Source organism: Gemmatimonadota bacterium (assembly GCA_009838645.1).
Lineage (GTDB): Bacteria > JAAXHH01 > JAAXHH01 > JAAXHH01 > JAAXHH01 > JAAXHH01.
Genome location: VXRC01000017.1, coordinates 184,636 through 198,877, shown reverse-complemented (window position 1 = coordinate 198,877; position 14,242 = coordinate 184,636). Strand labels below are relative to the sequence as shown.

General features: G+C 63.7%; 10 protein-coding genes. 4 read left to right on the top strand and 6 right to left on the bottom strand.

Features of this window, described 5'->3' with window-relative positions; translation table 11 throughout:
• Window positions 1–24: 24 nt before the first annotated feature.
• Complete coding sequence (locus F4Y38_05590; GenBank protein MXY48760.1) at window positions 25–2,952, top strand: response regulator; 2,928 nt, start codon at window positions 25–27, stop codon at window positions 2,950–2,952.
• Complete coding sequence (locus F4Y38_05585) at window positions 2,949–4,085, top strand: ArgE/DapE family deacylase (GenBank protein MXY48759.1); 1,137 nt, start codon at window positions 2,949–2,951, stop codon at window positions 4,083–4,085. Before F4Y38_05590 ends, F4Y38_05585 begins: the two co-directional genes overlap by 4 nt.
• 33 nt (window positions 4,086–4,118) lie before the next feature.
• Here the strand turns inward: F4Y38_05585 and F4Y38_05580 are convergent, their stop codons facing one another.
• Window positions 4,119–5,813, bottom strand: a complete 1,695-nt coding sequence (locus tag F4Y38_05580; GenBank protein ID MXY48758.1) for a potassium channel protein — start codon at window positions 5,811–5,813, stop codon at window positions 4,119–4,121.
• Window positions 5,814–6,145: 332 nt separating this feature from the next.
• Between F4Y38_05580 and F4Y38_05575 the strand changes: the two genes are divergently transcribed.
• Window positions 6,146–7,519 carry a dipeptidase gene (locus tag F4Y38_05575; protein ID MXY48757.1) on the top strand — a complete coding sequence of 458 codons (1,374 nt, stop codon included), beginning with the start codon at window positions 6,146–6,148 and terminating at the stop codon, window positions 7,517–7,519.
• Here the strand turns inward: F4Y38_05575 and F4Y38_05570 are convergent.
• The 5 genes from F4Y38_05570 to F4Y38_05550 all read right to left on the bottom strand — a co-directional run bounded on the left by F4Y38_05570 (window position 7,507) and on the right by F4Y38_05550 (window position 12,270).
• On the bottom strand, window positions 7,507–8,808 hold the full coding sequence (locus F4Y38_05570) for a dicarboxylate/amino acid:cation symporter (protein MXY48756.1): 1,302 nt from the start codon (window positions 8,806–8,808) through the stop codon (window positions 7,507–7,509). The genes F4Y38_05575 and F4Y38_05570 overlap by 13 nt on opposite strands.
• A gap of 27 nt (window positions 8,809–8,835) precedes the next feature.
• Window positions 8,836–9,837, bottom strand: coding sequence for an alpha-ketoacid dehydrogenase subunit beta (locus F4Y38_05565; GenBank protein ID MXY48755.1), 1,002 nt, complete (start codon window positions 9,835–9,837; stop codon window positions 8,836–8,838).
• On the bottom strand, window positions 9,824–10,843 hold the full coding sequence (locus F4Y38_05560) for a thiamine pyrophosphate-dependent dehydrogenase E1 component subunit alpha (GenBank protein ID MXY48754.1): 1,020 nt from the start codon (window positions 10,841–10,843) through the stop codon (window positions 9,824–9,826). Before F4Y38_05560 ends, F4Y38_05565 begins: the two co-directional genes overlap by 14 nt.
• A gap of 178 nt (window positions 10,844–11,021) precedes the next feature.
• Complete coding sequence (locus tag F4Y38_05555; GenBank protein MXY48753.1) at window positions 11,022–11,657, bottom strand: hypothetical protein; 636 nt, start codon at window positions 11,655–11,657, stop codon at window positions 11,022–11,024.
• Window positions 11,611–12,270 (bottom strand): hypothetical protein, encoded by a 660-nt coding sequence (locus tag F4Y38_05550; protein MXY48752.1) that lies wholly within the window; start codon window positions 12,268–12,270, stop codon window positions 11,611–11,613. Before F4Y38_05550 ends, F4Y38_05555 begins: the two co-directional genes overlap by 47 nt.
• Window positions 12,271–12,574: 304 nt before the next feature.
• Here F4Y38_05550 and F4Y38_05545 point away from each other — a divergent pair, with 304 nt between their 5' ends.
• Entirely contained in the window at window positions 12,575–14,215 is a 1,641-nt protein-coding gene (locus tag F4Y38_05545) for a methylmalonyl-CoA mutase (GenBank protein MXY48751.1), read from the top strand.
• Window positions 14,216–14,242 lie beyond the last annotated feature (27 nt).

Here is a 14,242-nt window from a genome sequence, read left to right as displayed (position 1 = left end):
CCTGCGTTGACCGGGAGGTAGGCCATGGCTTCAACGGAAACCAACGCGGCTTCGACGGAGATCGACGCGGCCTGGGTGCGGCTATTGCAGAAAGCCGCCTACCTGTGCAGCGTGATCGTCATCGCGTGCTCGGTGTTCGTGCTTTCCGGCTGGCAGTTCGATCTCGCCGTCCTGCGGGGTCTGGTCAACCCCGGGCGGGTTCCCATGAATCCGCTCACGGCCGCCGCCTTTCTGCTGGCCGGCGCCACGTTGTGCGCCTTGCTTCAGCGGAACGCTTCGGCGTATCGCCGCTGGACAGGTTTCGCCGGCGCGGGGCTTCTCATGGCGCTGGGAGCCGTCAAGCTGTTCGACATTGACGTTGGCGGCAGGGGGATCGACCAGTGGCTCTTCGCGGCGTCCCTGAGCGGCAGCCGCATGGCGCCGCACACCGCCTTTACCTTCATGCTCTTGGGCCTCGCGCTCCTGCTCCTCGACCTGCGCGGGCCGAGACACTGGCTGTCCCACGTCTGCGTCATGAACGCCGGGATCATTGCCCTCCTGTCCCTGGCCGGTGCGATCTACAGCACCATGGTCCTGTACCGGGTTTCCGGCGTGATCCCCATATCGCTGAACACCGCGCTGGGCTTCGGCGTCCTGTGCGTCGGCATATTCTGCGCGCGTCCCCGCCGCGAACCGGCCGCCACGCTGGTCAGCGCCACGGCCGGCGGCCTCATGGCCCGCCGTTTGCTTCCGGCGGCCTTTCTCATTCCCATCATCCTGGGCTGGCTCCAGTTCCAGGGAGAAAGGGCGGGGTTCTACGGTGTGGAGTTCGGCCATTCGATCTTTGTGGTCTGCAACGTGATCGCCTTCAATATCCTGATCTGGTGGAACGCCCGCTCGATCGGGCAGATCGACGCGGAACGCACGCGAATGGCCCACGAACTGCACCGGCAGAACGCCCTGCTGGAACAGACGACCCACGACATGGTGCTCTTCCAGGGGGAACTCCAGGAAGCCAAGGAGTCGGCCGAGGAAGCCAGCCGCACCAAGAGCGAATTTCTCGCCAACATGAGCCACGAGATTCGCACGCCGATCAACGGGATCACCGGCATGACCCAGCTCATGCTGCATACCGATCTTACCTCCCGGCAGCGGGAGTTCATGCGGCTCATCGATCAGTCCACGGAATCGCTCCAGGGCCTGTTGAACGATATCCTGGACTTCTCGAAGATCGAGGCGGGCCGCCTGGAACTCGAATCGATCCCCTTCGAACTGCGGGAGCGCATCGCCAATACCGTGCAGGCCATGTCGATCCCCGCTGCGGAAAAGGACCTCGAACTGGCGTACAAGGTCGCGCCCGACGTGCCCGACCAGCTGGTGGGCGACCCGGGACGGTTGAGCCAGATCGTGATCAACCTGGTCGGAAACGCCATCAAGTTCACGGAAGCGGGCGACGTGGTCCTTTCCATGTCGCTGGCCTCGGAAACGGAGGAAGCCATTACGCTGGCCTGCTCGGTGGCCGACACCGGCATCGGCATACCGGAAGACAAGCAGCAGCTGATCTTCGACGTCTTCAGCCAGGCGGACAGTTCCATGTCGAGGAAGTACGGCGGAACGGGCCTGGGACTGGCCATCTGCGCGCAGTTGACTGCCATGATGAACGGCCGCATCTGGGTCGAAAGCGAAGAAGGCCGGGGCAGCAACTTCCATTTTACCGTCGAAATGCAAAAACGGTCCGACGCGGTGGAAAAGCCGGTCGTGGACACCGGGCCGCTGACCGGCCGGCGGGTACTCGTTGTGGACGACCATCCCACCAATCGGAGGTTCCTGGTCGACATGCTGGCCGAATGGTCCATGCAGACCACGGAAGCCGGCACCGGAGTGGAAGCCCTCGCCGCTCTTACCGGAGATGACGGTGAAGCCATCCGGCTGATTCTGCTGGACGAAACCATGCCGGAAATGGAAGAATACGGGCTCATCCGGGAAATCAACCGGTATGCCGACGGAAGGAATCTCGGCGTCATCCTGCTGGTCTCCGCCGGACAGCGGGCCGATCCCGGGATCGGCGATTACGTTGGAATCGCCTGTACGGTCAGCAAGCCGGTCAAGCAGTCCGACCTGCTGAACGCCATCATGGATACCGTGGCCGGCACTTGCGCTCCCGCGCTGGAAGAGGGCGCCGGCGGCTTGTCCGAAGGGGTGGTGCCGCGGCGCATCCTCCTGGCAGAGGACGGCGTCGTGAACCAGCGCGTCGCGGTCCTCATGCTGGAGTCCAGGGGCCACGCGGTCACCGTGGCGAACAACGGCCGGGAAGCGGTCGAGCGGTTCAAGTCCGACGCCTTCGATCTGATCCTGATGGACGTGCAGATGCCCGAGATGGATGGACTGGAGGCGACGCGGACCATTCGCGGCCTGGAAACGGGCAGCGATCATATCCCCATTGTCGCCATGACAGCCCACGCCATGAGCGGCGACCGGGAGCGGTGCCTGGCGGCCGGGATGGACGATTACCTGTCCAAGCCCATCAAGGCCCAGTTGCTGTACGCGGCGGTGGAGGGTATGCCGACGGGGCCAGGAGAGGATGTCCCGCCGATGCAGGACTCAGATGCCGCGCCCGTCGATTGGGAAAAGGCCGTTGTGCAGGTTGGCGGGGACGAGGCCGTGATCGCCGAACTGGCCGGACTCTTCATGGCCGAGTGCCCGCGGCTCGAAGCTGGCATCCGCGAGGCGGTCGATGCGGGGAACGCCGCCGACTTGAGACGGCATGCCCATACGTTGAAGGGCTCCGCCGGGGTTTTCAAGGCCGAGGCCGTCGTCGAAGCCGCCCAGCGCCTTGAAATGATGGGCAGGGAGGGCGACCTGGATGGTGTGGAGGCGGCTCTGTCGGCGCTCGCCCATGAACTGGACCGGTTGAAGCCGGTCCTGGCGGAACGCGTCGCCGGAGCGAAAATGCAGGCCGGGAGTGGAAAATGACGAACACGTTCCAGGAACTCACCGCTAAACTCGTTTCGATCGACTCGACGAATCCCACGCTGTCACCGACCGCCGCGGGCGAGATGGAAATCGCCGCCTTCGTTGCGGACTGGTGCCGGGACCGGTCCCTCGACGTGCGGATCGTGGATGCGGACGGACGTCCCAGCGTGGTAGCCGTCGCGCGGGGAACGGGGGGAGGACGGTCGCTCATCCTGAACGGCCATCTCGATACGGTCGGCGTGGACGGCATGGACGACCCGTTCCGCCCGAGGATCGAAGAGGGCAGGATGTACGGCCGAGGCGCCGGCGACATGAAGGCTTCCGTCGCCGCGATGATGGCCGCATTGGCCAGCGCGGGCACCATGGCCTTGAGGGGGGACGTCATCATGACGGCGGTCGCCGACGAAGAGGCTTACAGCGTCGGCACCACGGCCGTTCTGGACAGCGGCGTGACGGCCGATGCGGCCATCGTGACCGAACCCACCAACGGGGACGTCGTGGTCGCACACAAGGGTTTCGTCTGGGCGGATGTCATCACGCAGGGCCGTGCCGCCCATGGCTCCAGGCCGAATGATGGACTGGACGCCATCACGAAGATGGGGGCGTTTCTCCGGGGGCTCGAGGATCTCCAGACCGAGCTGGAACAACGCACTGGAGATCCGCTGCTCGGTTCCGGATCGGTGCATGCCTCGGTCATCGCCGGCGGCCGTGAGATGTCAAGTTATCCCGCGACGTGCCGCCTGGGTCTGGAAAGGCGCACGGTTCCGGGAGAGACGGCGCAGAGCGTGATCACGGAGCTGGAAGATATCGCCGAAGGATGCCGCCGGACCGATCCGGGTTTCAAGGCCTCGATCGACCTGACCTTCGAACGTCGGCCGTTCTCGATCGATGCCGGTCATGAGATCGTTGAACTGGTCAGTTCGGTCGCCGCTCGGACATCCGGTCGCAGGACCGGTGTCTCCGGGAGCGCGGGCTGGATGGATGCCGCGCTGCTGAGCGATCGCTCGATCCCGACGGTAGTCTACGGCCCGGCGGGAGGAGACTTTCACGGGGATAACGAATGGGTGGACGTTGCGTCGATCGAAGCCTGTACCGAAGTCCTCACGGAAGTAGCCAAAGCGTACTGCGCATGACCGGCGCTCGGCGCATTGCACGCCCTTCCGGGATCACGTTTTCTTGCCGTGCCGCTCCAGGTACCTGTTTTCCGCTTCGATCGTCCCGATCAGCAGGATCTCACACCCGGTGGACAGTTTCATCGATGGCGGGGGACTCACGATGCTTTCCTTCCCGGTGAAAACGGCCGTGATGTAGCATCCCGTCTCCGGGTAGACCTGCGACTCGGCAATGGTCTTGCCGGCCAGTTCGCGGGGTAGCCGGACCCGGAAGAAGTTCAACCCTTCCGTGATCATGACGATGTCGTTCCGCTTGAGCAGGTTCAGGATGATGTTGGCGCCCATGGAAGCGTAGGACATGACGAAGTCGGCCCCCGCCCGGTGCAGCGCTTCCACGTTCCTTTCCTGTTTCGCCCGGGTGATGATCTGGATATCCGGCCGCAGCTTGCGGCAGTAGATCGTGAGATAGATGTTCATGTCGTCTTCATGGGACGTGATGATGACAGTGGGCGCGTCCATGAGGCCGGCCTTCTTCATGGTCTCGATATCCGCCGCGTCGCCCAGTACGTAGTGCTTTTCATCCCGGATCCGGTCGGCCTGCTGCTCGATGATCCGGTAGTCCAGCCCTCTCTCCACGAGCGTGCCTCCCGCGGACCGACCCACCCGTCCGCCGCCGATGATGACGATGGGCGGATCGGATACGTTGTAGATGGCAAACAACTCATTGTAGGACGTGATCTGGCTCTCCGTCCCCAGGAGCACCAGGATCATCCGTTCGGTCAGCGGCGTATCGGGCGCGATCACGTGGAACCTCCCCCGCTCCCACACGCCGACGACCGTGACGCCGGTCAGTTCGCGAAGACGCGTCTCGCGCAGGGTCTTGCCGATGAGCGGGGTATCCACGATGCTCGCATCGGCGACCATCAGGTCTTCGACGTTTCCGAGTACGTGGGACATGGAATCCACGCTCGAAGCCAGCCGGGCGAGGAGCTGCCCCATCTGCTGTCCCAGCTGGATCACGTGGGTGCAGCCCGCCAGTTCGAGGATATCTACGGAGTCTGGAGAATTCGCCGTGGCCAGTATGGGGATTTGCCGGTTGATATTCCGGATCGTGAATGCGATGCTGGTATTCAGCGTGTCCTTGCCGGTGGCCACGACGAGCGCCGCCTGGTCCACGTTCGCGTGTCGGTAGGTCTCCGAGTTGTCCAGGTCGCCATACACGACGTTGAGGCCCCGGTCGTGAAGGAGCAATGCTTCGTCCAGGTCGGGTATGATGAACACATAATCGTTCCCGTACTGCTTGAGCCGGGCGGCAAGCGAACTCGTCACCTCGTCGTGATGGGTGATAATCACGTGTTCCTGGAAGGTCGGTTCCAGCGAGCGGGGCGCGCGCGCGATGGAGTGGGCGCTGAGCCAGGGCCGGTAGATGAACTCGACAAAGGCCACGGGAAGCACGATGATCAGCGTCGTCAGGCCCGTCAGCAGCACGCACAATGAGAAAACACGGCCCAGGTCGGTGGTAAAGACGATGTCGCCGTAACCGAGCGTGGTCATCGTGACCAGCGTCCAGTAGAATCCGGTGAACCACGAGTGTTCCCGTCCCTCCATTTGCTGGAGCTGGTGGAACAGGAACGTATAGACCAGGATCAACAGGAAGAGGAAGATGAAGAATCGGTAGAAGAACTTCAGGTTACCCGATCCGATCGTGGTGCGCAATACGCCCAGGTACTGCTTTAAGAAGGTCTGCATGGCGAATCCGGGATGGCCGGTAATGGATCGAGTCACGACGCGGCGAATCCTGCCCGCGCCGTGCACCGCATTGCGAAATTACCAGTCTAAGACCATCCCGGCGTACTGTCAAGCCCACACGGGAAGCCATAGCCGAAATGTCGAATCCGCCCGGTTGCGTCCGAACCTCGGTCCCGTCCCCGGTCCCCGTGTTTTTCTCCTTGCTCCTCCGCATGCCGTTCCTGTAACCTGCCAGATGCATGAAGCGCTTCGGTCCCGGGCGGCCAGGTCCCATTCCGGGCGACCGGAGGCCGGAACCCATCCCCCATCACCAACGAACGGAATCGCAGACCATGAGAAACGTCATTTCCTACCTGGAAGGACAGCGGACCCAGGCCCTGGAGGGCTTGAAGGACTTCCTCCGCATTCCCAGCGTGAGCACCCATCCCCACCACCGCGAGGACCTGCGCCGGTGCGCCCGGTTCCTCGCCGGCGAACTGGAGCGGATCGGCATGCATAACGTGGCCGTGAATCCCACGCCCGGCCATCCCATCGTGACGGCGGATTGGCTCGGTGCGCCCGGCAAGCCCACCGTCCTGTTATACGGCCACTACGACGTCCAGCCCGCCGAACCCTTTGAGTTGTGGGAAAGCGATCCTTTCGATCCCGTGATCCGGGGCGACAACCTCTACGCCCGCGGATCGACGGACGACAAGGGGCAGGTCTGGCTGCACGTGAAGGCCCTGGAGGCCCACCTGCGTGAGAACGGCCGGTTGCCGGTGAACGTCCGCTTGCTGATCGAAGGCGAGGAAGAGGTTTCGAGCGAGAACCTGGAAGCATACCTGGAAAGCCACAGGGAAGCACTGGCGGCGGACGTGGTGGTCATATCCGACACGTCCATGTTCGACTATGAACAGCCCTCGATCGGGTATGCCCTGCGGGGCATGGCCTACATGGAGGTCCGGCTCGAGGGACCCAACAAGGACCTGCATTCGGGCGTCTACGGCGGCGCGGTGCCCAACCCCCTGAACGTGCTTTCCGAGATGCTGGGCAAGATGGTGGACGGCGACGGAAGGATCACCGTGCCCGGTTTCTACGACGATGTCCTGGCCCTTGGCGATGAAGAGCGTGCGTCGCTTGCCACGCTACCCTTCGACGAGGAAGGATTCGCCGGGAGACTGGGACTGCCGGAAGCCACGGGCGAGAAAGGCTACTCGACCCTGGAACGCCTGTGGGCGAGGCCCACCCTCGATGTAAACGGGATGCTGGGAGGATTCACGGGCGAGGGATCGAAGACCGTGATCCCTTCGAAGGCCATGGCCAAGGTGAGCATGCGCCTCGTGCCGAACCAGGACCCCGAAAAGATCGCCAGGTCGTTCGAAGACTACGTCAGAAGCCTCGCACCGCCCTCGGTCAAGGTGGAAGTCATCCATCACGGCACGGGCAAGCCGGTCCTCACGGCGCGGGACCATCCCGCGGTGACGGCCGCCCACGAGGCCATTACGCGGGGCTTCGGCAAGGAGCCCGTCTACATCCGGGAGGGCGGCAGCATCCCGGTGGTGGCCATGTTCGAGGAGATTCTGAGCCTGCCCACGGTCCTGATGGCCTTCGGCCTGCCCGACTGCGACGCCCACGCGCCCAACGAGAAGTTCCACCTGCCCAATTTCTACCGGGGTATCGACAGCGCGGCCTGGTTCTACGAGGAATACGGCCGTTACGCGGACTGACGGGCGGCCGCCCGTTTCTCCATGGCGTCCACCGAGGTCGCCACGGCGGCGTCGCCCGTGACGTTCACCGCGGTGCGGCACATGTCGAGGATGCGGTCGACGCCGAGGATCAGCGCGATGCCCGCGGCCGGCACGCCGATGGTCTCCAGGATGATGATCAGCATGATGATGCCCGCGCCGGGCACGGCGGCGGTGCCGATGGAGGCGAGGACGGCCGTGAGGACGATCTGCAACTGGGCGGTCATGTCGAGCCCGAGACCGAGGGCCTGTGCGATGAACACGGCGGCCACGGCCTGGTAGAGCGCGGTGCCGTCCATGTTGATCGTGGCGCCGAGAGGCAGGACGAAGGACGAAACCTCTTTTGAAACCCCGAGATTCCGTTGGCTCACATCCATGGTGACCGGGAGCGTGGCCCCGCTGGAACTGGATGAGAAGGCCAGGAGCTGGGCCGGGGCGATCCCCCGGAAAAACCGCCCGATTTTCATGTTGGAGAAGATCTTGAGCATGACCGGGTAGGTGATGATGCCGTGGATCAGCAGCCCCAGGAGGACCACCAGGCAGTAGAAGCCCAGGGCGCCAAGGAGTTCACCGACGGCGGACAGGTCGTCCTGGGCCACCTGGTTGATGGTCTTGGCGATCAGGGCGAAGACGCCGATCGGGGCGACGACCATGATCATGTTCACGATCTGGATGATGACCGACGTGAGTCCTGAGAAGAAATCCACCAGGGGTTTGCTCTTGTCGGACGGGATCAGTACCAGGGCAACGCCGAAGAGGAGTGAGAAGAAGACGACCTGGAGCATGCGCCCGTTGTTGCTCAGCGCGCCGAAGATGTTATCGGGCGTCATGTCCACGAAGACCTGCAGCGGACCCCGCTCCCTGGCCGTTTCGGCCCGTTCCATGTCGGATTCCGCGTCGGTCTGGTAGGCCGCCTGCAGCTGTTCCTGCAACCCCTGGGGCACCCCCGTCCCGGGTTCGAGCAAATTGACCATGACGAGCCCGATGGTCACGGAGACAGTCGTCGTGAGGATGTAAATGGCGATCGTCCTGCCGCCGATGCGCGACAGTTTCCTCACGTCCGACAGGGAGGCGACGCCCATGATGAGCGAGCCCAGCACGAGGGGAACGGCGATGACCTTGAGCAGGTTCAGGAAGATGTCGCCGAAGGGCGTGATCCAGTCCTCTGTGAACCGGCTCCAGCCCATGGCCGCGGAGAGGATCCCGTAGAACAATCCGAGAATCAACCCGATGATGATCTTCCAGTGCAGGGGAAGGCGCCACAGGTTCATATAGTATGATCGCTCCGCAGTCTCGGTCTATACGGGGACGTCGTGGAACAGGCCCTGAACGGTCTGGACCAGTTTCGCCTCGTCGGGAATGGTCTGCGGTTCCAGCCCGGGACTGAAGGGTACGGGGACGTCCATGGCCCCCACGCGCTTCACGGGGGCGTCCAGGTAGTCGAAGGCATCGTCGGCGATCCGGGAGGCCAGTTCGCCCGTGACTCCGTAGCTCTGGTAGGCTTCGTCGACCACCACGGCGCGGCTGGTCTTCTCGACGGAACGTATGATCGTGTCCATATCGAGGGGGGACAGTGTCCTGGGATCCACCACCTCGATGCTGACGCCCTCCTTTTCCAGCATGTCCGCGGCCTTGAGCGCGGTGTGCACCATGCTCGAGGTGGCGACAAGGGTCACGTCCGACCCTTCCCGCTTTATGTCGGCCACGCCGAAGGGTATGGTGTAGTCGTCGTCTTCGGGCACTGGCCCCTTCAGGGCGTACATCATCTTGTCTTCGTAGATGACGGTGGGGTTGTCGTCGCGGATGGAGGACTTGAGCAGGCCCTTCAGGTCGGCCGGCGTGGAGGGGATGGCCACCTTGACGCCGGGTATATGGGACAGCCAGGCCTGCAGGCTCTGGGAATGCTGGGCCGCCGAAGAACGGCCCGCGCCGATCGTGGTCCGGATCGTCAGCGGCACTTTGGCCTGTCCGCCGGTCATGTAACACATCTTGGCCGCCTGGTTGACGATCTGGTCCATGGCGATGGTGATGAAGTCGCCGAACATGATCTCGACGATGGGCCGCATGCCCGTCAGGGCGGCGCCCACGCCGGCGCCCATGATGCCCGCTTCCGATATGGGCGTGTCCCGCACCCGGTCTTCGCCGAACTCGTCGAGCAGCCCCACGGTGACCTTGAAGACCCCTCCCGCGGCGGCCACGTCCTCTCCCATGAAGAAGACGGTCTCATCCCGCCGCATCTCCTCCGCGATGGCCTCGCGGACTGCTTCGCCGTAGGTAATCACACGCTCAGGCGTAGACATGGTCGGTCACCTCGTCGGCCGTGGGATAGGGGGATTCGTTGGCGAAGGCCACGGCGTCTTCCACCCGCTTCGTGATGTCCGCGTCGATGGACTCCAGTTCCGTCTCGTCGACCATGCCCGCCTTCAGCATGCGCCGGGCGAAGCGGGGAATGGGATCTTTCGCGAGCCAGGTGTCCGTCTCCTCCTGGGTCCGGTAGGTCTTTTCCGGGTCGCCGTCGCCCACGTGGTGCCCACGGTACCGGTAGGTCTTGTTCTCGATCAGGCACGGCCCCTCGCCGGCCCGGGCCCGCTTTACCATCTCCACCGCGGTCTGGTGCACCGCAACGGCGTCGTTGCCGTCCACCACCATGGCCGGCATGTTGAACCCCGCGGCCCGTTCGGCCACGTGTTCCCGGACGGCCGTTACGTCGCTGGCGGCCGTATATTCTCCATAGTGATTGTTTTCGCAGACGAACAGGACGGGCAGCGACCAGACGGAAGCCAGGTTGGCGGATTCCAGGAAGGCGCCCTGGTTGATGGCGCCGTCGCCGAAGAAGCATACGGCCACTTGCCCGGAATCGCGCATCTTTCCGCTCAGGGCCGCGCCGGTCGCCATGCCCATGCCGCCTCCGACGATGCCGTTGGCGCCCAGGATGCCCAGGCTCATGTCGGCGATGTGCATGGTGCCGCCCTTGCCGCGGTTGTAGCCGTCGACCTTGCCCATCATTTCCGCCATCATGCGGTCCACCTTGCCGCCCTTGGCGATCAGGTGGCCGTGGCCCCGGTGGGTGCTGGTGAGGTAATCGTCGTCGTTCAACGCCGAGCAGATGCCCACGGCCGAGGCTTCCTGGCCGATGTACAGGTGCGCCAGGCCGCGCATCAGGCCCTGGGTGTAGATCTCCAGAACGGCCTCCTCGAAACGCCGAATAGTCAGCATTTTGTCGTAGATTTCCCGGCACAGCGGCTCGGGCAGCGGCAGCGTTCCTTCGTCGCTGGAGGTCGTGATCAGCTCCAGGGATTCGGACATGTTTCGAACTCTCCTTGGCCGTAGCGGCGTGATCGGAGATTCGGTACGGACGTAACAGAACAAACGGTTCGGACGAATTGTGACATAATACGGGAGGGCCGGCGGCCAGGCAAGAGGAAAATACCCCCGCCGAGGCGCCGTTGATCCGACCCGGTTTCAGCGGTTTCCACGCCAGCGCTCACCGGGTTTGTTCCGGCGCGAATCCACGGTTGAGCCGGCGGACCAGCGGCGGGGCGAAGAGGATCATCAGGACCGTCTCCGGAACGACGACGCTGGCATTGTAGAGCAGGGCGTAGAGCCACGGCGCCGTCCATTCCTGGAGCAAGGGGGACAGGGTGATCCCCGTGTAATCCCGGACCAGTTCGTAGACCTGCCGGTTCAGTTCCGGGGGCGTGAAGGCCGCGAAATAGACCGCGCCGGACACCACGTGGCTCGCCAGGCGGAGTACGCCGGCCGCGAGGATGCCCACCCGGGGCCAGGCAGGGAAGAAGCCGATGATCCCGAGCAGCGCGTAGGGCAGCAGGTAGTCCAGGAAGACCTGTATGGGATGGAAGACGACCGGGTCGAGGATCAGCGTGACCAGGCCCGCGGCGAGCCCCCCGGCCATGCCCGCCCTGGGTCCGTAGGTGATCGCAAGGTAGACCAGGGGCAGGATCTTGAGCGAAAGCGAACCGCCCCAAGGCAGCCGGTATAGACGGATGAACCCGAGGAGGACCGCGAGGGCAACGGCCACGGCCATGGCCGTCAGGCGGCGCGTGCCGGCGGCGCTATTCGCCGTCTTCGGATTCGCTTTCTTCGGGCTCGTGCTTGCCATGTCCGTTCATTTCGGCCACGCGTTTCAGTTTTTCCTGCTTGTCCAGTTTCTGCATCGTCACGAGGAGCGCCGTGTCGAGTTTCCTGATCCGTTCCGTGGTGGAAGTCAGTTCCAGCAGGGATTGCCGGTCCTTCAGCACCATGTCGATCGTCGACGCGATGATGAAGGAGAAGTGCACCGGGTCGAATATGCCGCGGATGGCGCCCACGCCCCTGGTCTGCAGGCGGATCATTTTCTGGTAGGCGTTCAGGACCTTCTTCAGGAGGTCGGAGGGGATGTCCTCGCTCTCGTCGTCGAAGTACTCCACGACGGCTTCCAGGTAGGACTCGCGGTTCAGCACGTCGAGGACCCGGAACCGCCTGCGTCCCTCGGTGAGGATATCCATGGAACCGTTCTCGAACTGTCTCAGGATCTGCGTGATCCGGGCCGTGCAGCCCACCTGGCACAACTGGGTTTCATGGAGGAGGAGGATGCCGAATTCCATTTTCTCGTGGAGGCACTTTTGCACCATTTCCTTGTAGCGCGGTTCAAAAATGTGAAGGTGCAGGGGCATGCCCGGAAAGAGCACGGTATTGAGCGGGAAGAGCGGTATCTCGGGAGTGTTCATAGCCATGCCGGAGGTTCGGAATTCGAGAAAATGACGCGGGAAACCACTGTTGAAGTGGATGACGAACGCGGCACGGTGGGCGGCGAATCCGGAAATCGCCGCGCGCGATTATCGCGATCAAAAGTGTGATCGGGTCCTGCGAATCTTAACCGGTCGGTGTCGAAAATGTCAACGGAATTCGGCGGTCCCCGCGGGTGTTTCAAGGAAGCACTTCCCGCTTGACGACCCCCTGCCCGCGGCTATATTACGGTGTTGCTCGCGGGTGTAACTGAAATAGTCTGGCGCAATTAAGTCTTGCCTGGTGGATGCGATGGACGGCATCAAAAGAAAGCCGAAGGAAGTTGAAAGCGGGGGGCGGCCCCTGCGCAAGCCTTCCTTCACCAATATCTCCGGATCTCCCGTGGAAGGGTTGTATACGGCCGGCCGGCAGTCCGGTGCCGGTTATCTGCGCGACGAAGGATACCCGGGGCAGTACCCCTACACGCGCGGGATCCACGCTTCCCTGTACCGCGGCAGGCCCTGGACCATCCGGCAGTTCTCCGGCTTCGGTTCCGCGGCCGATTCCAACGCCCGTTTCAAGTTTCTCCTGGAACAGGGCCAGAACGGCCTGTCGGTGGCTTTCGACGTACCCACGCTGATGGGGCTGGATTCGGATCACCCCTCCTCCGAAGGCGAAGTGGGCGTCTGCGGGGTCGCCGTCGACACGCTGGAAGACATGGAGACCCTGTTTACCGGCATCCCGCTTGACCGGATCAGCACGTCCATGACCATCAACGCCCCGGCCGCCGTGCTGTTGGCCATGTACCTGGCCCTGGCGGAGAAAAGAGGCATATCCTGGACCGGGTTGCGGGGCACGCTGCAGAACGACATCCTGAAAGAATACATCGCGCAGAAGGAGTGGATCTGCCCGCCGGCCTCCGCGGTAGGCTTCGTATCCGATACGGTGGTTTTCTGCACGGAGCGCGTACCCCGGTGGAACCCCGTCAGCATCAGCGGGTACCACATCCGGGAGGCGGGCGCGACGGCCGCCCAGGAACTGGCCTTCACATTGGCGGACGGATTTGCCTACGTCGACGCCTGCATGGCCTCCGGCCTCGATGTCGACCGCTTCGCGTCCCGGCTGTCCTTCTTCTTCAACGCCCACATCGATTTCTTCGAAGAGATCGCCAAGTTTCGCGCCGCCAGGAGGATCTGGGCGCGCCACATGCGCCGGCGGTACGGCGCCCGGTCCGAGCGGTCCTGGATGCTGCGCTTCCACACCCAGACCGCCGGGTGCAGCCTGACCGCGCAGCAGCCGGAGAACAACATCGTCCGTACGGCCGTGGAGGCACTGTCCGCGGTGCTGGGCGGCACCCAGTCGCTGCATACCAACGCGCTGGACGAAGCCTACGCGCTGCCCTCGGAAAAGGCGGCCCGCATCGCCGTGCGGACCCAGCAGATCATCGCCCATGAAACCGGCGTGACCGACACGGTCGATCCCCTGGGAGGATCTTACTACGTCGAATCCCTGACGAACCGGCTGGAAGAGGAGGCCGAGGCGTATTTCAAGAAGATCGACGGCTTCGGCGGCATGGTTGGGGCGATCGAGTCCGGCTTTCCCCAGCGCGAGATCATGGCCGCGGCCAACCGGTACCAGGCGGAGATCGAAGACCGGGAACGGATCATCACCGGCGTGAACGATTTCGTCGCCCCCGAGAACCGCGACCTGGAGACGCTTCGCATCGATCCTCGCATTGAAAGGGAACAGCGAAGCCGCCTCGATGCGGTGCGGCGGCGGAGAGACGGGTCGGCGGCCCGGCACGCCCTCGATGACCTGGGGACCGCGCTGCGGAACGGGGAGAATATCATGCCGCCCATGCTGGACGCGGTGAAGGCCTACGCCACGCTGGGGGAGATCGTGGGCGTGATGCAGGAAGTGCACGGTCTGTACGAGGAACCCGCGGCCTATTGACGCGCGTCGACCGTAGTTGCCATTAGT

Bases quoted from the DNA above. Each gene is read 5' to 3' on its own strand.
- F4Y38_05590 (MXY48760.1), top strand. From the start codon at position 25: ATGGCTTCAACGGAAACCAACGCGGCTTCGACGGAGATCGACGCGGCC.
- F4Y38_05585 (MXY48759.1), top strand. From the start codon at position 2,949: ATGACGAACACGTTCCAGGAACTCACCGCTAAACTCGTTTCGATCGAC.
- F4Y38_05580 (MXY48758.1), bottom strand. From the start codon at position 5,813: ATGCAGACCTTCTTAAAGCAGTACCTGGGCGTATTGCGCACCACGATC.
- F4Y38_05575 (MXY48757.1), top strand. From the start codon at position 6,146: ATGAGAAACGTCATTTCCTACCTGGAAGGACAGCGGACCCAGGCCCTG.
- F4Y38_05570 (MXY48756.1), bottom strand. From the start codon at position 8,808: ATGAACCTGTGGCGCCTTCCCCTGCACTGGAAGATCATCATCGGGTTG.
- F4Y38_05565 (MXY48755.1), bottom strand. From the start codon at position 9,837: ATGTCTACGCCTGAGCGTGTGATTACCTACGGCGAAGCAGTCCGCGAG.
- F4Y38_05560 (MXY48754.1), bottom strand. From the start codon at position 10,843: ATGTCCGAATCCCTGGAGCTGATCACGACCTCCAGCGACGAAGGAACG.
- F4Y38_05555 (MXY48753.1), bottom strand. From the start codon at position 11,657: ATGGCAAGCACGAGCCCGAAGAAAGCGAATCCGAAGACGGCGAATAGC.
- F4Y38_05550 (MXY48752.1), bottom strand. From the start codon at position 12,270: ATGGCTATGAACACTCCCGAGATACCGCTCTTCCCGCTCAATACCGTG.
- F4Y38_05545 (MXY48751.1), top strand. From the start codon at position 12,575: ATGGACGGCATCAAAAGAAAGCCGAAGGAAGTTGAAAGCGGGGGGCGG.